The sequence below is a fragment of the Parasedimentitalea nitratireducens genome (assembly GCF_057444295.1).
Window position 1 is genome coordinate 52,942 of record NZ_JBYAXC010000004.1, and the last position, 17,326, is coordinate 70,267.

Consider the following 17,326-nt stretch of genomic DNA (forward strand, 5'->3'; position numbering starts at 1 on the left):
CTGAGCGGTTGCGAAAGCATACTTTCCAAGGCAATTAGAGGCATGGTTTTCAAATCTCATATGGAACAGGCGCTTAGCGAGGCGCGCGCGGCGGCGGATCGGGGGGAAGTTCCGGTGGGGGCGGTGCTGATCGACCCGCAGGGGCAGGTGGTGGCCGTGGCGGGTAATCGGACCCGTGAGCACTGTGATCCCACCGCCCATGCCGAAATTCTAAGCATCCGCGAAGCTTGCGCTGCTACTGGCTCGGAAAGACTGACGGGCTATGACCTGTATGTGACGCTAGAGCCCTGCGCTATGTGCGCCGCCGCCATTGCCGCCGCGCGAATTGGGCGGGTGTATTACGGTGCGTCTGATCCCAAGTCTGGTGGCGTGGCCCATGGGGCGCGGGTGTTCTCACACCCGCAAGCACATCACTCTCCTGAAGTTTATGACGGCATTGCTGAAGATGAAGCAGAGAAAATGCTGAAGGATTTCTTTGCTGCCAAGCGCTGAATTGCCCCTTTTCTGATAAGCCTAAATCTAAGTCGAGATGCGCATTAGGTCGATTGTCCTAATTTTGCCTTTTCATGTTAGGTCAATTGTCCTAGTTTGCGTGGAATCACTTTGGAGGGACATCTGGTGCCCAAGACCAGTACGCGGGATAAAATCGTCGAAGCTGCCGACCTGCTGTTTTATCAGCGCGGGTTTGAGCATACATCATTTGCTGACATTTCTGGCTCGGTTGGGATTTCGCGGGGCAACTTTTATCACCACTTCAAAACCAAGGATGAGATCCTGACGGCGGTGATTGATCTGCGGTTGGCCAAGACGCGCGCGATGCTGCGGGACTGGCAAGCAGAGGGGCAGGGCCCGGCAGAGCGCATCGGCTGTTTTATCCAAATCCTGATTGCCAATCAGGCCAAGATTGTCTTGTACGGCTGCCCGGTTGGCACGTTGGTGTCCGAGCTGGCCAAGCTGGATCATGCCTCGCAAGATCACGCAAACGCCGTGTTCACCTTGTTTCGGGACTGGCTACGAGCGCAGTTTACGCAACTGGGGCAGGGCGAAGAGGCTGATGCCTTGGCGATGCAGCTCTTGGCACGCAGCCAAGGCGTTGCCACTATGGCGACGGCCTTTCGGGATGCCGACTTTATCGAAGCAGAAGTCAGCCAGATGCGGGGCTGGGTACAGTCTTTGGCTGCGGCATAGATCTACAGAACAACAAAAATATAAGGAGTGCACCGATGTTCATCGTGCTGTTGAGATTCTCAAACAACAAAGACCGCGCCAGCGAATTGATGGAGGGGCATAAGGCCTGGATCCAGCGTGGGTTTGAGGCCGGGGTGTTTTTGCTGGTCGGCAGCATGAAGCCCATGGCGGGTGGCGGTGTGCTGGCACATAACATCTCGCTGGAAGAGCTACAGGTTCTGGTTGCCGAAGATCCCTTTGTTGTTGAGGGTGTGGTAACGTCTGAGATCATCGAGATCTCACCAGCGCGCGCTGACGAGCGCCTGAAGTTTTTGATGGATTAAGCAGGGAAAGCGCATTTTATGAGCAATATTACCACAGGCCCCGATGGTCTGGATCGTTGCAGTTGGAGCGGTTCGGTGCCGGAGTTTCTGCCGTATCACGACAATGAATGGGGCTATCCGGTTAGCGACAATATCCGTTTGTTTGAGAAGGTGTGTCTGGAGAGTTTTCAGTCGGGCCTCAGCTGGCGGACAATCCTGAACAAGCGCGAGAATTTTCGCGCGGCGTTTGATGGGTTTGACTACGGCAAGGTGGCGAAATACACCGAGGATGACGTGGAGCGGTTGTTGCAAGATGCGGGCATCATCCGCCATCGCGGCAAAATCAATGCCGTGGTCAACAATGCCAAACGCGCGCTGGAGCTGGAGGCCGAGGCCGGTTCATTGGCGGCGTTTTTCTGGAGCTTTGAGCCGGATCCCAAAGATTTGCCAGAGCCACAGACCCAGACCACCAGCCCCGAATCTGTGTCGCTGTCGAAAGCACTGAAAAAACGCGGCTGGAAATTTGTCGGCCCCACCACCGCCTTTGCTTTCATGCAGGCGATGGGGCTTGTGAATGATCACGCCCGGGGTTGTGTGTGTCGAAATAAGGCCCAGAAGGCGCGGCAGGCGTTTGTGCGGCCTGAGTGAAATGAACTAGTTATCATTGATGATTTTCAATGCCTGTTCGTGAGCCTTTTCAGTCAGCTCATATGGGAATAGGCATTCGCTGAGAGCATCAATGATCTCTTTTTACGTGGTGGCCAGCCCGGCATCTTTTATGTCCTTGGCGGCGAGGATGGCGGGGAAGAGTGGTTCAAGCTCCCAGCGTTCGGGTTCCTTGAAGCGATTGAAGACGGATTTTACACCGGGATCAGTTACTGGGGCCTCAAGGCAATGTTTGATTACTTTGTTGATTACTTCTATCCCGCAGAGGTCTCGTGACTTCTCAGATTGAAATTTCGCAGTAAGTAAAGTTGAAACGAGTTGCCATCGTTCCAAGTCGTTCAATTCAAGCATTTTATCACTCTATTTGTGCTGAGGGCAGCATTTGTTTGTGTCTCAATCGTTCGGGCAATTGGCCCGGACCGCGCCTGAACTTCGCCCCGGGAAGGCGCTTTGCACCTCCCAAAGGTCAGGCGCGGTCCTGCTCTTTAGATCTCGATCGCTTGCATCACTTCTGGCTCGATCACGTCAACATCTGGCAGGGCTTTGGTAAGAGTCTCGGCGCTTTGCTCCAGAATGGGGAAGCTTTTGTAATGGCAGGGGATCACGGTTTTGAAGTTGAAATACTTCTTGGCGGCAAAGGCTGCGCCGCGCATATCCATGGTGAAATGACCGCCGGCACATAGGATGCCAATATCGGGCTGATAGTATTCGCCCATCCAATCCATATCCGCCATGATGTCGGTGTCACCTGAGACATAGATCATGTGCCCCTCGGCGGCGATCATATAGCCGCATTCGCTGCCGCCAGCGCGAGGACCGTCTTCGGTTGCAAAGGTAGATGAGTGTGTGGCGTTGACCATCGAAACCTTAACCCCACCCAGATCAACCGTGCCGCCCTTGTTGAAGCCAATTGTTTTGATCTCTTGGGTTTCGGACCAATAGCCAATCAGGTCGTACTGACCGACCACTGTAAGACCCAGCTTCTTGGCCAGCGGCAGAACATCCACCACATGGTCAAAATGCACATGGGTCAGCAGGATATGCGTAGCCCCTTCGATGGCCTTGTCATGGGCGACCTCGGGTAGCACCGGGTTACCGGTGAGCCAGGGGTCGATCAACAGCACCTTGTCGCCGGTCTCAATTCGGAAAGAGCCATGGCCGAGCCAGATGATTTTCATGTCTAATTCTCCCGTTCACCGCTCTGGGTGGTTTTGTCCCAAACAACTGAGTGTGTTTGAGATCAAAGTGACCGCAGATCCGGCTTCCCGACAAGCCATTTTTGCTCAAAGGTCGATATCCGTTCGACCTAGGCTTGCAGCAGCGCGCCCAGAGCGGTAAATGCCAAGGCAACGTATATGAGGTTCCCATGTCGATTGACCAAAGCACCGCCGCCAAAGTGGCCAAACTGGCCCGGATTAAGGTAGAAGATGACGCGCTGCCTGCGCTGGCAGACGAGTTCAACACCATCCTTGGCTTTATCGAGCAACTGAACGAAGTTGACGTCGAAGGCGTTGAGCCGATGACTTCGGTCACGCCGCAGCGTCTGAAACGCCGCGAGGATGTGGTCAACGATGGCAATCAACAGCCCAAAGTGCTGGCCAATGCCCCCGACGCCCGCGAGGGTTTCTTTGCTGTGCCTAAGGTAATGGAATAAGAGCATGACTGATCTGAACAAACTGGGCCTGGCCGAGGCCCGCGACCTGCTGCGTAAAGGCGAAACCACTTCTGTTGAGCTGACCCAGTCCTGCCTGACGGCCATTGATGCTGCTGGCGCACTGAATGCTTTTGTCCACAAAACACCTGAGCTGGCACTGGAACGCGCTAGAGCAGCAGATGAACGCCTGAAGGGCGACGATGCGCCTGCCATGTGTGGCCTGCCGATTGGCATCAAAGATCTGTTCTGCACCAAAGGTGTCGACACCCAGGCTGGCAGTCGCATTCTTGAAGGTTTCAAGCCCGAGTATGAATCGACTGTATCGCAGAACCTGATCGACAATGGCGCGGTGATGCTGGGCAAGCTGAACATGGACGAATTCGCCATGGGCTCGTCTAACGAGACCTCAGTTTACGGCAATGCTGTCAGCCCCTGGCGTCGTGACGGCAGTGAATCTGAGCTGACACCGGGTGGTTCATCCGGTGGGTCTGCTTCGGCTGTGGCCGCTGATTTGTGTTTGGCCGCAACCGGCACCGACACTGGTGGCTCGATCCGCCAGCCTGCAGCCTTCACCGGCACTGTTGGCATCAAACCCACCTATGGTCGTTGCTCGCGCTGGGGCACTGTTGCCTTTGCCTCGTCGCTGGATCAGGCTGGCCCGATGACCAAGTCGGTGCGTGATGCTGCCATCATGTTGGAAGCCATGTGTGGCCATGACGCCAAGGATTCGACTTCGGCTGATCTGGCGGTGCCGAATTTTGAGGCGATGCTGACTGGCGACATTAAGGGCAAGAAAATCGGTATCCCCAAGGAATACCGCATGGACGGTATGCCCGGTGAAATCGAACAGCTCTGGGCCGATGGCACCGCGATGCTGAAAGCTGCTGGCGCCGAGATCGTTGATATCTCGCTGCCGCACACCAAATACGCGTTGCCTGCCTATTATGTGATTGCGCCAGCTGAGGCCTCGTCCAATCTGGCCCGTTATGACGGCGTGCGCTATGGCCACCGTGCCACGCTTGAGGCGGGTGACGGCATTACCGAGATGTACGAGAAAACCCGCGCCGAGGGCTTTGGCCACGAGGTGCAGCGCCGGGTGATGATCGGGACTTATGTTCTGTCGGCTGGTTTCTATGACGCCTATTACAACCGCGCCCGTCGCGTGCGTACGCTGATCAAGAAAGATTTTGAGGATGTCTTTGCTGCGGGTGTGGATGCGATCCTGACCCCTGCGACACCTTCGGCGGCCTTTGGTCTGGGTGAGATGACAGATGCGGATCCGGTACAGATGTATCTGAACGATGTCTTCACCGTGACTGTGAACCTGGCAGGTCTGCCGGGGATCTCGGTTCCGACTGGTCTGGATGCGCAGGGTCTGCCGCTTGGTCTGCAGCTGATTGGTAAGCCATGGGACGAGGGTGATTTGCTGAACACCGCCTATGCGCTAGAGAACGCAGCCGGGTTTGTAGCCAAACCGGGCAAATGGTGGTAAGCATCCGCGCAAACACGAGCAGAACCGGCAGGTAATAAATATGCGTAACTTTGTATCCCTCATCACTGTGGGCAGTGTACTGGCCTTGGCTGCCTGTACGCCGCCTATTCCCGATAGCGGGGCCGAAGCCGGTTTTGACACCAGTCCCTTTGACGCGCCGCTGCCAGCGGGGAGCACCATCACGGGTGAACCGTTGGTGCCGCCGATCAAGGTGGACAGCACACCGCTGACCACACCCACGGCTGCACCACGTAGCCCAGCCACAACAACTTCGGCTGGTACTCTTAGCGGTGCGGATATCGCCAACGAAACCGCAGCGGCGCTGTCGGCTGCGCAATCCAATTCCGGTCAGGCTCCGGTTGAGGCCAGCCCATCAAATCCGGCGCCAGTTGTGGTCGGCAATGCTGGCATTTCGGATGAAAATAGTTTTGACGCTGTTTCAGCTCGGCAAACCATTGAAAGTGATGCCGACAGGATTGAGCAAAACCGTTCACAGTATCAAGTGATCGAACCGACACCGGTTCCTGTTCGTCAGGGCACTGCTGGCCCCAACGTTGTAAGTTACGCGCTGAGTGCGACCAATCCGCTGGGCAATCGTATTTATACGCGTGCGGGTATCAATCTGCGGACCAAGGCCGAGCGCAATTGTGCCGGTTATCGGTCAGCCGACATGGCGCAACAGGCGTTTCTTGAAAATGGCGGCCCGCGCCGGGATCGTCTGACCCTTGATCCCGATGGCGATGGCTATGCTTGTGGCTGGGATCCATTGTTGTTCCAGCACGCGGTGCAGAACTGAGCGGCGCGGCAGATACCGCTGCAGCTTGCTGGCATCCAAGTCCGAATTTCGGGCCGCGCCGCGATGGGCTGACGCCCAAACTGATCGTGATCCACTATACTGCGATGGACAGCGCCGAGGCGGCGTTGCAACGGCTGTGCGCCCCTTCTGTCGAGGTCTCGGCCCATTATCTGATTGGTGCTGACGGGACTTGCTGGCAGATGGTGGCCGAAGATCAGCGCGCCTGGCACGCCGGTGCCGGGGAGTGGTGTAGGCTGGACGACATTAACTCTCGCTCCATTGGCATTGAGTTGGACAATCGCGGCGATCATCCCTTTGCCGAGCCGCAGATGGCAATGCTGGAACAGCTGCTGTCAGAGATCATGACACGCTGGGCGATCCCAAGCCAGAATGTGATTGGTCATTCCGACATGGCACCGGGGCGCAAGTTTGATCCGGGGGCTCGGTTTGACTGGTCTCGGCTGGCGCGTCGCGGTCTGGCACGACCAACACCAGCTGGCATTTCCGGGGCAGACCTGCCGTTTGTAGATTTGGCTTTGGCAGCTGGATATAGCTGCGCAGCCAGCGAAACAGAGCTATTGCGTGCTATTCGTGATCGTTACCGGCCCTGGGCCAAAGGGGAACCGTGTGAGGCGGATAAGTCGCTGGCACGTGCGCTGGCCCTTGACCCGCCCATCACTTCGACCTAACCACGCCCTGCGCAGAGGGCTGGATGGCCGCGGGGGGCGTAAGCCCCGCGAGGAAAGTCCGGACTCCATAAGGCATTGGTGCCGGGTAACGCCCGGGCAGGGCAACCTGACGGATAGCGCCACAGAAAACAGACCGCCGCGGCGTGTCAGAGGTTCGCCTTTGGCAAAACGCGGTAAGGGTGAAACGGTGGAGTAAGAGACCACCGCGCTGCTGGCAACAGGAGCGGCACGGCAAGCCCCACCAGGAGCAATGCCAAATAGGACCCCCGCGTGGGCTGATCCCGGCAACGGGATATCGCCGCTAGGTACGCTTTAACCGAGAGGGGTCGGGTTGGCAGCTTGAGGTTCGCAGCAATGCGCGCCCTAGAGGAATGGTCATCGAAGGGGGTAACCCCGGAACAAAATCCGGCTTATAGGCCCTCTGCGCAAATATCCCCACCGAATCCTATTGACTTGGGGGCTGGGGAGGGTACAAGCCGACCTCGAATAGAGATTTACCGGAAGGCCCCTGCCTTTTCGGACGCAGGAGAAGCACAATGGCGAAGCCTACCACAATCAAAATCCGCCTGAACTCGACCGCGGGCACCGGCCACTTCTATGTGACCAAGAAGAACGCACGGACAATGACCGAGAAAATGGTCATCCGTAAGTATGACCCGGTTGTACGCAAGCACGTCGAGTACAAAGAAGGCAAAATCAAGTAAGCCTTTTTTGTCAGGATTGACAGACAACAGGGTCTCGCAATTGCGGGGCCCTGTTTCGTTTTGCAGGAGCCCATCATGAGTTTTACCGTTCGTGCCTCGACCAGAGCCGATTTTGCTGCGGTTGATGCGCTATTGGCCCGTAGCTATCCGATCCTTCTTAAGCCAGACTATCCACCATCGGTGCTGGTAACGGCGTTGCCTATCATTAGCCGGGCCCGGCCCGAGCTGATTGAATGTGGCAGCTATTACGTTGCCGTGGAGGACAGTGATATTCTGGGGGCTGGCGGATGGACTCGGGATCGCCAGAGGGCGGACAAGGGGCATATTCGCCATGTGGTAACCGATGACCGGGCGCTGCGCCGCGGGGTAGGACGTGCGATCCTTGGGCATAGTATCAAAACGGCGCGTCAGTCGGGGTTGCAAGAGTTGGAATGTGCTTCGACGCTGACCGCGGTTGCGTTTTACCAGTCGGTGGGATTTGAGGTTGAAAAGCAAATTGATATTCAACTAGCCCCTGGTATTCATTTTCCTGCCGTTACGATGCGGCAGTTCCTTAGCTGAGCCAATTGCCCCACTCATGCCCCATTTGTCGCGTAGGCCTGCTGCATATGCTTGCTGCCAAACAGGATCGCCATGACACGTATATTTGCTCTGACTTCGCTAACTGTTCTTGTTCTGACATCTTGCGGCCCGGCGCCGCAGGGGGCAGGATTTACCGGGATTGGCAGTGAACCTGTTGGTCTGTCCTCTTCTGCGCCAAGTGCTGACGCGCGGCTGATGGCCTCGCAGTCCGGCTCTGCATCGACGTCGCTACCGCGCTACCAGGTTAGCAGTTCCTCGTATAATCAGGCTGAGCTGGCAAATCTGGCGATGGCTGCAGGGGGGGGCAGTGCCTCGTCTGCCAATTCGGTGCAACTTGCCGGGCACAAAATTATGGTTAGCATTGCCGAAGTTGGAGGTGAAGCCTTTCTGGTGGGGCGTGGGCCAAGATCTCTGGGGGCGGATGTGCTGGAGCCGGGTGCTGACAAAGCCCTGCTGGGCGGCGTGACACAGCTGACCGGCTGTCACCATCAGGGCAAGGTCTATCGCACGGGCCGGTCACAGGTCCAGCCCGAGGCCTTGGCGATCCCTCTGTCCTGCGGTTAAGCAGAAACACGGTCCTGACTAGAGTCAATTCCAGCTAAATTGCTGATAGAAACAGCGTTACCGTTAAAAGAATGGCATGGTCTTGCCGCAATCATCGCACAGCCTATCCTTGAGATGGAGGTGCGAGATGCAAGTTTGTTTGCGAGTGATGCGTGTATTGGGGCTGGCGATGCTGGCCCTGGTGATTGGCGCAATGCGATTTGATCCGGCCAATGCGCCCCAGCATGTAAGCGCCCCGCCTGCTGTGATCACACAGGACTTGGGGCCGCAGGGGTAATTGGCTGAGCTGGCGACCTTGTCAGGCGCGCCATTCCGCTATGGTCAGAATCGGGGCAAGCCCCATGCCTGCCATCAGCGCTGCTGAGGCTGCGTTGAAGGGCGCATAGGTGGTGGCAATGATCTCGATCCCCTTAGCTCGGACCTGGGCTTTCATCTCTGTCATCAACGCTTTGCCCACACCCATGCGCTGCCAGGGGGCCTGTACACTAATTTGATGCAACATGGCCCGTGTCTCGGCGGCCCGTACGGGCAGGGCGGGGCGGTGTTCAACTTGATAGATCAGATATCCAAGCAGGGCGCCAGTGGGGCTTTCAGCACCAAGCGCATATGTCTCATCGCTGCTGAGCCGGTCCTGCAGCCAGCTTGCCAGTTCTGGGTCGCTGGGATTGGCAGCAAAGCGGTTGGGCTGGTGTTCCACGTGCAGGGAATGCACGTCTTGCAGCAAGGGCACCAGACGCGCGGCTTCGGTTGCGGGGATATCGATGATCTTCATGACAGGTCTCACTGGTTCTAAAACGAGAAGGGGCGGATCACTGTGATCCGCCCCTTGCTAAACTTGGTATGGGTGGTGCGGTTATTCGCGGTTACCAAACAGCTGGAGCAGGAACATGAACATGTTGATGAAGTCCAGATAGAGGTTCAACGCGCCCATGATCGCGGCCTTGCCCAACCACTCCTGATCTCCTGAGTGGGCCATCTGCAGGTAAGTGGTTTTGATTTTTTGGGTGTCATAGGCGGTCAGGCCAGCAAAGATCAGCACGCCGATCGCCGAGATGGCAAACATCACGGCTGTAGATTGCAAGAAGATGTTTACGATCATTGCAACGATCAGACCAATTAAACCCATGATCAAGAAAGTGCCCATAGCGGACAGGTCTTTCTTGGTTGTGTAGCCATACAGGGACAGGCCCGCAAAAGCGATTGAGGTGATCAGGAATACCTGAGCAATAGAGAAACCGGTGAAGGCGACAAAAATCCAGCTAAGTGACAGGCCCATTACCGAGGCGAATACATAGAAGAACGTTTGAGCGCCTGCCGCGGACAATTTATTGATCATGCCGCTAAACAGGAAGATCATGCCAAGGGGGGCAAACATCACGATATAACCCAGGATATTGGGCTGCAGCGTCATAGGATCGCGGAAGATGCTCAACAGCTGAGGGTTGGAGCCAACAGCCCAAGCAACCGCAAAGGTGATCAGCATGCCGACGGACATGGTGCCGTAGACTTTGTTCATGTGGGCGCGAAGGCCCGCGTCGATCTCGGCAGCGCGGGAACCCGCGGCGGATCGGATAGTGTCAAATTGTGACATTTGTCTTGGTCTCCGTTAAAATCACTTGCATCGCCACGAATGGCTGCGCTCCCGCTAAATATCGGGTGAACGCAGTATATATTCAAGTATTTCGTAGTCAATTTGACGGAAAAACGCGAAAGGACGGGGCCATTCTGGGCTCCCGTCCTTTTCATCATGTATTTAGGCGGTGTTTTACCGGCTTAGCAGCGCCATGTCTGTGGTGCATCCCAGAAGGCACGGCGGGCTTCAGTGTTGGCTTCGCGGCGAGTCAGGCCGATGTCTTCCAGCGCGCTGTCATCCAGAGCTTTCAGGGCACGACGCTGTTTCCAAGCGTCCAAACGCGCAGTCAGGCCTGAGATCAGGGATGGGCGAGTTGCTGTCGGGGCGCAGGTGTTTGTGATATAGGTCATTGTCTTTGTCCTTTCCGGCGATTTTGATGTTTAGCGATCTGTTGATCAATTCTGTTGATGTATATGGCGGAATGTGATTGATATTGGAAACGAATGTTTTTGAACTGACTCATCAAGGATTGTGATCATGCGGAATCTCGACATCACCACCCTGCGATCTTTTGTAGCCGTGGCCGACAATGGCGGTGTGACACGTGCAGCTGGATTTCTGCATTTGACCCAATCGGCGGTGTCGATGCAGCTGAAGCGGCTTGAGGAACTGCTGGGGCTACAGCTGCTGGATCGCTCGGGCCGGACCATTGCGCTGACGGCCTCGGGCGAGCAGTTGCTGGCCTATGCGCGCCGTATGGTAGCGCTGAATGACGAGGTGATTGGACGGCTGACCGACCAGGTCTATGAGGGGGAGATCGTGCTGGGGGTACCGTATGACATCGTCTATCCGGCGATCCCCAAGGTGCTGCAACGGTTCAATGCCGCCTATCCCCGCGTGCGGGTGCAGATGGTCGCCAGCAATACCCGGCAGCTGAAAGAGCAGTTTGCCAAGGGGGAGTGTGACCTGATCCTGACCACCGAAAGTACCAGCAATGATGAAAGCGAAACCCTGGCCGAGCGTCCGCTGCGCTGGATTGGCGCGCCCGGTGGGGCAGCCTGGCGACAGCGCCCACTGCCGATGGCGTTTTGCCGCTATTGCACCTTTCGCCCCAAGGCGGTGGAACGGCTGGATAAGGCGGGGATCTCGTGGGATATGGTTGTCGAGACCGAGAGCGACCGCACCATTGAGGTGACCGTTGCAGCGGATCTGGCGGTGCAAACGATGATTGATGGCACCGAACCACAGCACCTGGTGCAGATCGACCATGGTGGCAGCCTGCCGGACCTGCCGGTACAAAAGATCAACCTGTACGGCGCCGAAGTAACCGGTTCTCATATCGTGGGTGAGATGTCTGAGTTCCTGCGGCAGGCCTTTAGCAGTGTGTCTACGCCACTTGCGCCTGCCCAGTGGCATGCGGCCTAGGGGTGATGGTCACGGCTGGTAGAAAAGCTCTGATGATCAGGGGCTGTGTTGAATAGTTGATTATTGGTGAGGTTATCTAACGCGTGCATACAACGGCAGCATTTCGGACTTTGCTGATATTTGGATTTGTTATTCAGAGGTCCGTTTTTCGTCGGCATTTCAATTTTCAAGAATACAAACTGGTGGATCCCGGAGTACCTTGACTAAGTCAAATACCGGGCTTCTTTTAAGCCGTTTTTGATGTACAAAACTACAAGCCAGCTAAGTGCCGAATGGAAGCCAAACAGATCTTCGCTCCTCTCTATTTCGTCGTCGCTTAGCCAAACACCAAAGCGCCAGCGGTTTGCGAACCATCCTTCTAAGGAAAGTGATCCGCTTTTTAGGCTGGCTAGAACATGATTTTGGTCGGCTTGGGAAGCTGTTCGCCAAGTGTCTTCTGCAACCTCTTCCAAAAACGCCTTCACTTCGATGGATGGCTCGTTGGTCTCCCGATCAAAAAAGTGCCATCTATCGATTGCATCAAGAAGTAAGGGCCTAGTAGGCATACCATCTGAATCAAGCAACTCCAATTCTCGGAGAATGGGTTCTAGCCTCGGATCAAAGACCATTGGATCAGATAGTGTTTTGCGCCAATTCCGTGGAAATGGTTGTTCATACTAAGTGCCACATCCAAGAAGACTTCGATGGAAGGAAGCGAGGTCAAACTCATTACATCTATCGCATGCTGGGCTTGAGAACACGTCACTGTTGGGCTGTAGCCCAACTCTGTCTTGCCTTGCGGATCGAAATGCAAAAGAAATTGGCATGCATGTTCCCACGTCGAGTCGAAATGATGGTTTAACGTACCCGAGCTTTCTACCGCTTTGGAATGAATGTAGCCAAAAAGACTGTTCATCGACCTGCGTTCTTCGGTTTCGGTAAGTCGAAATAGGGCCACTTGGAAATCTCACATAGTTTTTTTGGGGCGTACAAAGAGCAAGGGTGGTATCCCTCACCTCAAAGTTCAACCAGTTAGAATGGACACTAGCTACGGCGCAGCGTGGGTGACTTTGGGCGCCAAGCAGACATTGGCCAGTTTTGGAGGTTGATGAGCATGAGCGCAATACAGCCCCGCTCGCCAACACTAAACCAAACCCACTATCCCCCCATCGTAATCACCACCTTGCCAGTCGATTTGCGGCTGCGCAGCAGCTCCATGCCCTGTTCTACCTGTTCCAATGGCAGGGAATGACTGATGTGAGGGGTGATCCGGCCCTGAGTATACCAATCGAGTAAGGTGCTCATAGATTTGTGCACCACGGCGGGGTGGGACTTCAGATAGCCGCCCAGATAGAAGCCGATCACCGACAGGTTTTTAACCAACAGATGATTGGCCGGGATTTTGGGGACTTCGCCACCGGCAAATCCAATGGGCAGCAACCGGCCGCCGGGATTGGTGGCGCGAAAGGCGGATTTCCAGACGTCCCCACCAATCACGTCATAGACCACATCCGCCCCACCTAGCGCCTTGACCGTCTCGCGGAGATCTTCGCTGGCGTCCACCAGATGATCCGCCCCGGCAGCCTGCGCGACCTCGAGTTTTTCCGGGCCGCGGGCCTGGGCAATGACCCGTGCCCCCATCAACTTGCCAATTTCAACCGCCGTAAGACCCACACCGCCAGCGGCGCCGGTGACCAAGAGGGTCTCGCCGGGTTGCAGCCTGGCGCAGTGATCCAGTGCCAAGTGGGCGGTGCCGTAGGTAATCTGAAAGGCGGCGGCATGCTCAAAACTCATGTGATCGGGGATTTTCATCACGCGGGCGACGTCAAAACAGCCGAACTCAGCCAGGCCACCTTGGCCGCCAAAAACAGCGACACGATCACCAACAGCGAAGGTCGAAACCTGCTCGCCCAGAGCGGTGACCACCCCGGCCGGTTCCATTCCGAGCGTAAAGGGAAGGGGCGGTGTGTCTTGGTAGGTCATATTTTGCATTAGTAGATCTGCAAAGTTCAATCCACAGGCGAGTATCTTTATCTGAATTTGCCCCTTCTGCGGGTCACTGCAATTAATTTTAGCAAGCTGGGCTGGAGAACCTGAGGCAGGCATATGATAGGCAAGCATATTATAAATCCATATTTTTTCTTAGTTAGGGGGAATTTAGCGTTTCCTGTCAAATGAGAATCACGCTAATTCTGCCCTCGCTATTTTTGGGGAGGAGCGAATGCGCCGAATCTCGCCAGAAACGTGAAAAAAAAGACTGTTCAAATCAGTTATTTGGAATATTGGCACCGGAAACCGGGTGGTCTTGGGCTTGAATTCAACCTCGAAGAGCGTAGAGTTAAGAACAGTGGTTGGGTTCGGTTGATTGGATGGGGATGAAGCAGAGACAGAACGGTTTAGAATAGACCGGTTTTTGTTTCGATTTGGTCTCCCGAACACAAGACCCATTGATTATTATAAGGAGAGAAGCATGGCTCATCCCGTGGACGTGCATGTGGGAAAGCGGATAAGACACCGCCGTTGGTTGACTGGCATGACGCAGCAGCAGCTCGCCGAGCAGGTTGGCATCAAGTTCCAGCAAATTCAGAAATATGAGACCGGTGCGAACCGTGTCAGCGCTTCTCGGTTGTGGGATATCGCCGACTCGTTAACAGTTCCGGTGAGTTTCTTCTTTGAAGGCCTGGATGGCGAAGACAAGGACAGCGCTGAGGCTTCGGCGGTTCCAGCTGATCTGATGGGTGACAAAGAAGCACTCGATCTGGTTCGGTCTTACTACGCAATTCCGGAAAACCAGCGCCGTCGCCTGTTTGAACTGGCACGCGTGCTGAGTGACGTCGCCTGATACGCGACCTGCCTTAGGGCTTGCAATAAGCGCGGTTGAGTGGCAACCGATGGGGATGACCTTAACCGCGTTTACTGATCTTGAGATTGCCCACAAGCTGGCGGATGCCGCCCGTAGTGCAATCCTGCCCCATTTCCGCCGTTCCGACCTGAGTGCCGAGAACAAACTGGCGGATGGATTTGACCCCGTAACAATCGCTGACCGCGCCGCTGAGCAGGCGATGCGAAGCGTTTTGGCAGAACACCGCCCAGATGATGGCATTTGGGGCGAAGAATTTGGCCAATCGTCAGGGGTATCGGGGCGCACTTGGGTTTTGGACCCAATCGACGGCACCCGTGGTTTTATCAGTGGCACCCCAACCTGGGGCGTATTGATTGCGCTGTCTGATGACAACGGCCCGTTTCTGGGCATCGTTGATCAGCCTTATACCGGTGAGCGGTTTGTTGGCAGTGAAGATGTTGCTGAAATGACGGGTCCACTGGGGCGTTGTGCATTGAAAACGCGTACAACGGCGGACTTGGGTCAGGCAGTGTTGTTTACGACATTCCCCGAAGTTGGCACGCCTTCGGATCGCGCTGGGTTTGAGCGGGTTTCCAAGCAGGTCAAGCTGACCCGCTATGGTATGGACTGTTATGCCTATGCCTTGCTGGCTGCCGGGCAGGTGGATCTGGTGATCGAAGCCGGGTTGAACGCCTATGATATCCAAGGACCAATTGCGGTGATCCAGGCGGCGGGTGGCATTGTTACCGATTGGCAAGGCGGCCCGGCACATGACGGTGGACGGGCGCTGGCAGCGGCCAATGCGCAGATACATGCCGCGGCACTCGATCTTTTGAAAGACGCTTGAGCGGATCAAGGCTCTGCGCTATTTTGAAATGGCGCCGAGTCCTTTGCCCCTTCTGTCGGCCATAATCACACTTCGTACCGAAGCGGGCCTAAATGAAGTGTGAGGGGCCTATGCCAGAAATCCTTATTCAAAACGCCGATACAATTCTGACCATGGATGATGATGGTCGGGTGTTGCACGGTGCTGACTTGTTGATCCGTGACGGGGTTGTTGCCCAAGTCGGGCAAGGGCTGCAAGCCACGGGCGAGGTGGTCTCGGGGGCGGGCTGTGTGGTCACGCCCGGCTTGGTCAACACCCACCACCATCTGTATCAGAACCTGACCCGCGCAGTGCCAGGGGCGCAAGACGCACTGCTATTTGGCTGGTTGCAGCGGCTGTATCCGATTTGGGGCCGTTTTGGCCCGGACGAGATGTTTGTCTCGGCCCAGTTGGGGCTGGTTGAGCTTGCATTGTCAGGCTGCACGCTGAGCTCGGATCACCTGTATCTGTATCCCAACGGATCGAGGCTGGAAGATACCATTCACGCGGCAGCTAGTGTTGGATTGCGCTTTCAACCGACACGCGGCGCCATGAGCATTGGCGAGAGTGAAGGAGGCCTGCCACCGGATGCGCTGGTGGAGCGGGAGGAATACATTCTGAACGATATGATCCGGGTGGTGGATGCGTTCCATGATCCAAGTGAAGGCTCGATGTGCCGGGTTGGCCTAGCGCCCTGTTCGCCGTTCTCGGTCAGCCGCGACTTGATGCGCGATGCGGCGCTACTGGCGCGGGACAAGGGTGTGATGCTGCACACCCATCTGGCTGAGAATGACGAGGACATCGCCTATTCGGAAGCGCAGTTTGGTTGCCGCCCCGGCCAATATGCCGAAGAGCTGGGATGGACCGGTGATGATGTCTGGCACGCGCACTGTGTGAAGCTGGATGTCACCGAGATTGACCTGTTTGCCCGCACCCGAACTGGTGTGTCCCATTGTCCCTGTTCCAATTGCCGACTTGGCAGTGGCATCGCCCCAGTGCGGCAGATGCGCGACGCTGGGGTGCCGGTGGGGCTGGGGGTTGATGGATCAGCCAGCAATGACTCCGCCAACCTGATATCCGAAGCGCGCCAGACCATGTTGCTGCAACGTGTGGCCAACGGGGCTGACGCGATGAGCGGCTATGAGGCGTTGGAAATTGCCACTCGGGGCGGGGCGGATATTCTGGGCCGTCCGGACTGTGGACGATTGGCCGCTGGCAAACGGGCAGATATCGCGGTTTGGGATACCACTGGGGTGGCTTCGAGTGGCAGCTGGGACCCGGCGGCGTTGTTGCTTTCCGGTCCTACTCAGGTGAAACATTTGTTCGTTGAAGGGCGCCAGATTGTGCGAAGTGGTGAAATCACTACGTTGGAGCTACCGCAATTGCTGCATCGCCATGCAGCGTTGGCGCGGCGTCTGATGGAGAACTGATACATGATGCAGTTGAAGGCCCTGGTGCTTGGAACAATAATCTGGGCACTGCCCCTTTCGGGTGCCTCTGCCTTTGACCGCACTGCTGCAATCAACAGCCTTAATGCGTTGCGCGCCGACAAGAGATTGTCGGCGCTCACCTATTCTCCGCAGCTTGAAAAAGTGGCCCAACGCCATGCAAATGACATGCTGCGCAATGATTTTCGTTCACATACCGGCAGTGATGGCTCGACCATCGGCTCCCGGTTGAACGAAGGCGGTTATGGCTGGTGCGCGGCTGCCGAGAATATTGCCTGGGGACAGCGAAACCTGAACGAGGTGATGAACGGCTGGAACCAGTCTCGGGGGCACCGCAAGAACCTGCTGAACCGAAAAGTCAGCGAGTTTGCGCTGGTGCGGGTGGCGGGAGATATCTGGGTTATGGTGCTGGCCAAACCCGGCTGCTAGGCCTTGGTTTGCGTCATGCGATCTGGATAGGATTTGCCAAAAGCTTCAAATTGTATCGGCTTTACAGATGAGAAATCGGGGCAAATTTGCTACATTGGCCCGGTTGCTCTGGCCGTGGTCGCAATGAT

At 56.1% G+C, this 17,326-nt stretch carries 24 protein-coding genes and 1 other RNA gene; 18 read left to right on the plus strand and 7 right to left on the minus strand.

All coding sequences use genetic code 11. The features are described from left to right. Positions 1 to 42: 42 nt before the first annotated feature. The 4 genes from AC2T28_RS13800 to AC2T28_RS13815 all read left to right on the plus strand — a co-directional run bounded on the left by AC2T28_RS13800 (position 43) and on the right by AC2T28_RS13815 (position 2,138). Positions 43 to 492 carry a nucleoside deaminase gene (locus AC2T28_RS13800; protein WP_486748895.1) on the plus strand — a complete coding sequence of 150 codons (450 nt, stop codon included), beginning with the start codon at positions 43 to 45 and terminating at the stop codon, positions 490 to 492. 126 nt (positions 493 to 618) lie between these two features. After that, complete coding sequence (locus AC2T28_RS13805; protein WP_486748894.1) at positions 619 to 1,188, plus strand: TetR/AcrR family transcriptional regulator; 570 nt, start codon at positions 619 to 621, stop codon at positions 1,186 to 1,188. A gap of 35 nt (positions 1,189 to 1,223) precedes the next feature. After that, the gene (locus AC2T28_RS13810; protein WP_486748893.1) at positions 1,224 to 1,511 is read left to right on the plus strand and encodes a YciI family protein; all 288 of its coding nucleotides are present in this window, start codon (positions 1,224 to 1,226) and stop codon (positions 1,509 to 1,511) included. Between the two features lie 18 nt (positions 1,512 to 1,529). Further along, a complete protein-coding gene (locus AC2T28_RS13815; RefSeq protein ID WP_486748892.1) occupies positions 1,530 to 2,138 on the plus strand; it encodes a DNA-3-methyladenine glycosylase I in 609 nt (202 codons plus the stop codon). 102 nt (positions 2,139 to 2,240) lie between these two features. On the opposite strand, the gene AC2T28_RS13820 is transcribed toward AC2T28_RS13815, so the two are convergent. Both AC2T28_RS13820 and AC2T28_RS13825 read right to left on the minus strand, forming a co-directional pair. Then, positions 2,241 to 2,507 (minus strand): hypothetical protein, encoded by a 267-nt coding sequence (locus AC2T28_RS13820; RefSeq protein WP_486748891.1) that lies wholly within the window; start codon positions 2,505 to 2,507, stop codon positions 2,241 to 2,243. 134 nt (positions 2,508 to 2,641) lie between these two features. After that, positions 2,642 to 3,334, minus strand: a complete 693-nt coding sequence (locus tag AC2T28_RS13825) for a metal-dependent hydrolase (protein WP_486748890.1) — start codon at positions 3,332 to 3,334, stop codon at positions 2,642 to 2,644. A 188-nt stretch (positions 3,335 to 3,522) separates the two neighbouring features. Here AC2T28_RS13825 and gatC point away from each other — a divergent pair, with 188 nt between their 5' ends. From gatC to AC2T28_RS13870, 9 genes are all read left to right on the plus strand, one after another. Further along, positions 3,523 to 3,810, plus strand: a complete 288-nt coding sequence (gene gatC, locus AC2T28_RS13830) for an Asp-tRNA(Asn)/Glu-tRNA(Gln) amidotransferase subunit GatC (protein ID WP_167682559.1) — start codon at positions 3,523 to 3,525, stop codon at positions 3,808 to 3,810. Positions 3,811 to 3,814: 4 nt separating this feature from the next. After that, on the plus strand, positions 3,815 to 5,302 hold the full coding sequence (gene gatA / locus AC2T28_RS13835; protein ID WP_486748889.1) for an Asp-tRNA(Asn)/Glu-tRNA(Gln) amidotransferase subunit GatA: 1,488 nt from the start codon (positions 3,815 to 3,817) through the stop codon (positions 5,300 to 5,302). Between the two features lie 40 nt (positions 5,303 to 5,342). Continuing rightward, the gene (locus AC2T28_RS13840; protein ID WP_486748888.1) at positions 5,343 to 6,098 is read left to right on the plus strand and encodes a hypothetical protein; all 756 of its coding nucleotides are present in this window, start codon (positions 5,343 to 5,345) and stop codon (positions 6,096 to 6,098) included. Beyond that, on the plus strand, positions 6,095 to 6,787 hold the full coding sequence (locus tag AC2T28_RS13845; protein WP_486748971.1) for an N-acetylmuramoyl-L-alanine amidase: 693 nt from the start codon (positions 6,095 to 6,097) through the stop codon (positions 6,785 to 6,787). The genes AC2T28_RS13840 and AC2T28_RS13845 overlap by 4 nt, the downstream gene beginning before the upstream one ends. 11 nt (positions 6,788 to 6,798) lie before the next feature. Further along, positions 6,799 to 7,216, plus strand: an RNA gene (gene rnpB / locus AC2T28_RS13850) — RNase P RNA component class A. A 107-nt stretch (positions 7,217 to 7,323) separates the two neighbouring features. After that, positions 7,324 to 7,491 (plus strand): 50S ribosomal protein L33, encoded by a 168-nt coding sequence (gene rpmG, locus AC2T28_RS13855; RefSeq protein ID WP_008206879.1) that lies wholly within the window; start codon positions 7,324 to 7,326, stop codon positions 7,489 to 7,491. A 75-nt stretch (positions 7,492 to 7,566) separates the two neighbouring features. Continuing rightward, complete coding sequence (locus tag AC2T28_RS13860; protein WP_486748887.1) at positions 7,567 to 8,052, plus strand: GNAT family N-acetyltransferase; 486 nt, start codon at positions 7,567 to 7,569, stop codon at positions 8,050 to 8,052. A gap of 72 nt (positions 8,053 to 8,124) precedes the next feature. Continuing rightward, entirely contained in the window at positions 8,125 to 8,637 is a 513-nt protein-coding gene (locus AC2T28_RS13865) for a hypothetical protein (RefSeq protein ID WP_486748886.1), read from the plus strand. A 127-nt stretch (positions 8,638 to 8,764) separates the two neighbouring features. Further along, a complete protein-coding gene (locus tag AC2T28_RS13870; RefSeq protein WP_486748885.1) occupies positions 8,765 to 8,914 on the plus strand; it encodes a hypothetical protein in 150 nt (49 codons plus the stop codon). Positions 8,915 to 8,935: 21 nt separating this feature from the next. On the opposite strand, the gene AC2T28_RS13875 is transcribed toward AC2T28_RS13870, so the two are convergent. The 3 genes from AC2T28_RS13875 to AC2T28_RS13885 all read right to left on the minus strand — a co-directional run bounded on the left by AC2T28_RS13875 (position 8,936) and on the right by AC2T28_RS13885 (position 10,620). After that, a complete protein-coding gene (locus AC2T28_RS13875) occupies positions 8,936 to 9,409 on the minus strand; it encodes a GNAT family N-acetyltransferase (RefSeq protein WP_486748884.1) in 474 nt (157 codons plus the stop codon). Between the two features lie 81 nt (positions 9,410 to 9,490). Next, a complete protein-coding gene (locus tag AC2T28_RS13880; RefSeq protein WP_486748883.1) occupies positions 9,491 to 10,228 on the minus strand; it encodes a Bax inhibitor-1/YccA family protein in 738 nt (245 codons plus the stop codon). A 182-nt stretch (positions 10,229 to 10,410) separates the two neighbouring features. Then, positions 10,411 to 10,620: a DUF1127 domain-containing protein gene (locus AC2T28_RS13885; protein ID WP_486748882.1), complete on the minus strand. Its 210-nt coding sequence runs from the start codon at positions 10,618 to 10,620 to the stop codon at positions 10,411 to 10,413. A gap of 127 nt (positions 10,621 to 10,747) precedes the next feature. On the opposite strand from AC2T28_RS13885, the gene AC2T28_RS13890 reads away from it, so the two are divergent. Beyond that, on the plus strand, positions 10,748 to 11,635 hold the full coding sequence (locus AC2T28_RS13890) for a LysR family transcriptional regulator (RefSeq protein ID WP_486748881.1): 888 nt from the start codon (positions 10,748 to 10,750) through the stop codon (positions 11,633 to 11,635). A 203-nt stretch (positions 11,636 to 11,838) separates the two neighbouring features. Here AC2T28_RS13890 and AC2T28_RS13895 read toward each other — a convergent pair whose 3' ends face one another. Then, positions 11,839 to 12,243: a hypothetical protein gene (locus AC2T28_RS13895; RefSeq protein ID WP_486748880.1), complete on the minus strand. Its 405-nt coding sequence runs from the start codon at positions 12,241 to 12,243 to the stop codon at positions 11,839 to 11,841. A 529-nt stretch (positions 12,244 to 12,772) separates the two neighbouring features. After that, on the minus strand, positions 12,773 to 13,720 hold the full coding sequence (locus tag AC2T28_RS13900) for an NADPH:quinone oxidoreductase family protein (RefSeq protein WP_486748970.1): 948 nt from the start codon (positions 13,718 to 13,720) through the stop codon (positions 12,773 to 12,775). A 364-nt stretch (positions 13,721 to 14,084) separates the two neighbouring features. Here AC2T28_RS13900 and AC2T28_RS13905 point away from each other — a divergent pair, with 364 nt between their 5' ends. The 4 genes from AC2T28_RS13905 (at position 14,085) to AC2T28_RS13920 (ending at position 17,198) form a co-directional block, all read left to right on the plus strand. Continuing rightward, on the plus strand, positions 14,085 to 14,456 hold the full coding sequence (locus AC2T28_RS13905) for a helix-turn-helix domain-containing protein (RefSeq protein WP_486748879.1): 372 nt from the start codon (positions 14,085 to 14,087) through the stop codon (positions 14,454 to 14,456). Positions 14,457 to 14,511: 55 nt separating this feature from the next. After that, positions 14,512 to 15,303: a histidinol-phosphatase gene (hisN, locus tag AC2T28_RS13910; protein ID WP_486748878.1), complete on the plus strand. Its 792-nt coding sequence runs from the start codon at positions 14,512 to 14,514 to the stop codon at positions 15,301 to 15,303. 110 nt (positions 15,304 to 15,413) lie between these two features. Further along, positions 15,414 to 16,751, plus strand: coding sequence for an 8-oxoguanine deaminase (locus AC2T28_RS13915; protein ID WP_486748877.1), 1,338 nt, complete (start codon positions 15,414 to 15,416; stop codon positions 16,749 to 16,751). A gap of 3 nt (positions 16,752 to 16,754) precedes the next feature. Continuing rightward, positions 16,755 to 17,198, plus strand: a complete 444-nt coding sequence (locus AC2T28_RS13920; protein WP_486748876.1) for a CAP domain-containing protein — start codon at positions 16,755 to 16,757, stop codon at positions 17,196 to 17,198. Positions 17,199 to 17,326: the final 128 nt, after the last annotated feature.

What these genes read in the sequence shown, in the direction of transcription:
- AC2T28_RS13825 (WP_486748890.1), bottom strand. Translation starts at nt 3,334, where the DNA reads ATGAAAATCATCTGGCTCGGCCATGGCTCTTTCCGAATTGAGACCGGC.
- gatC (WP_167682559.1), top strand. Translation starts at nt 3,523, where the DNA reads ATGTCGATTGACCAAAGCACCGCCGCCAAAGTGGCCAAACTGGCCCGG.
- AC2T28_RS13880 (WP_486748883.1), bottom strand. Translation starts at nt 10,228, where the DNA reads ATGTCACAATTTGACACTATCCGATCCGCCGCGGGTTCCCGCGCTGCC.
- AC2T28_RS13865 (WP_486748886.1), top strand. Translation starts at nt 8,125, where the DNA reads ATGACACGTATATTTGCTCTGACTTCGCTAACTGTTCTTGTTCTGACA.
- AC2T28_RS13815 (WP_486748892.1), top strand. Translation starts at nt 1,530, where the DNA reads ATGAGCAATATTACCACAGGCCCCGATGGTCTGGATCGTTGCAGTTGG.
- AC2T28_RS13820 (WP_486748891.1), bottom strand. Translation starts at nt 2,507, where the DNA reads ATGCTTGAATTGAACGACTTGGAACGATGGCAACTCGTTTCAACTTTA.
- AC2T28_RS13870 (WP_486748885.1), top strand. Translation starts at nt 8,765, where the DNA reads ATGCAAGTTTGTTTGCGAGTGATGCGTGTATTGGGGCTGGCGATGCTG.
- AC2T28_RS13920 (WP_486748876.1), top strand. Translation starts at nt 16,755, where the DNA reads ATGATGCAGTTGAAGGCCCTGGTGCTTGGAACAATAATCTGGGCACTG.
- AC2T28_RS13900 (WP_486748970.1), bottom strand. Translation starts at nt 13,720, where the DNA reads ATGCCTGCCTCAGGTTCTCCAGCCCAGCTTGCTAAAATTAATTGCAGT.
- AC2T28_RS13915 (WP_486748877.1), top strand. Translation starts at nt 15,414, where the DNA reads ATGCCAGAAATCCTTATTCAAAACGCCGATACAATTCTGACCATGGAT.
- AC2T28_RS13810 (WP_486748893.1), top strand. Translation starts at nt 1,224, where the DNA reads ATGTTCATCGTGCTGTTGAGATTCTCAAACAACAAAGACCGCGCCAGC.
- AC2T28_RS13800 (WP_486748895.1), top strand. Translation starts at nt 43, where the DNA reads ATGGTTTTCAAATCTCATATGGAACAGGCGCTTAGCGAGGCGCGCGCG.
- hisN (WP_486748878.1), top strand. Translation starts at nt 14,512, where the DNA reads ATGACCTTAACCGCGTTTACTGATCTTGAGATTGCCCACAAGCTGGCG.
- AC2T28_RS13905 (WP_486748879.1), top strand. Translation starts at nt 14,085, where the DNA reads ATGGCTCATCCCGTGGACGTGCATGTGGGAAAGCGGATAAGACACCGC.
- rpmG (WP_008206879.1), top strand. Translation starts at nt 7,324, where the DNA reads ATGGCGAAGCCTACCACAATCAAAATCCGCCTGAACTCGACCGCGGGC.
- AC2T28_RS13885 (WP_486748882.1), bottom strand. Translation starts at nt 10,620, where the DNA reads ATGACCTATATCACAAACACCTGCGCCCCGACAGCAACTCGCCCATCC.
- gatA (WP_486748889.1), top strand. Translation starts at nt 3,815, where the DNA reads ATGACTGATCTGAACAAACTGGGCCTGGCCGAGGCCCGCGACCTGCTG.
- AC2T28_RS13875 (WP_486748884.1), bottom strand. Translation starts at nt 9,409, where the DNA reads ATGAAGATCATCGATATCCCCGCAACCGAAGCCGCGCGTCTGGTGCCC.
- AC2T28_RS13860 (WP_486748887.1), top strand. Translation starts at nt 7,567, where the DNA reads ATGAGTTTTACCGTTCGTGCCTCGACCAGAGCCGATTTTGCTGCGGTT.
- AC2T28_RS13890 (WP_486748881.1), top strand. Translation starts at nt 10,748, where the DNA reads ATGCGGAATCTCGACATCACCACCCTGCGATCTTTTGTAGCCGTGGCC.
- AC2T28_RS13895 (WP_486748880.1), bottom strand. Translation starts at nt 12,243, where the DNA reads ATGGTCTTTGATCCGAGGCTAGAACCCATTCTCCGAGAATTGGAGTTG.
- AC2T28_RS13840 (WP_486748888.1), top strand. Translation starts at nt 5,343, where the DNA reads ATGCGTAACTTTGTATCCCTCATCACTGTGGGCAGTGTACTGGCCTTG.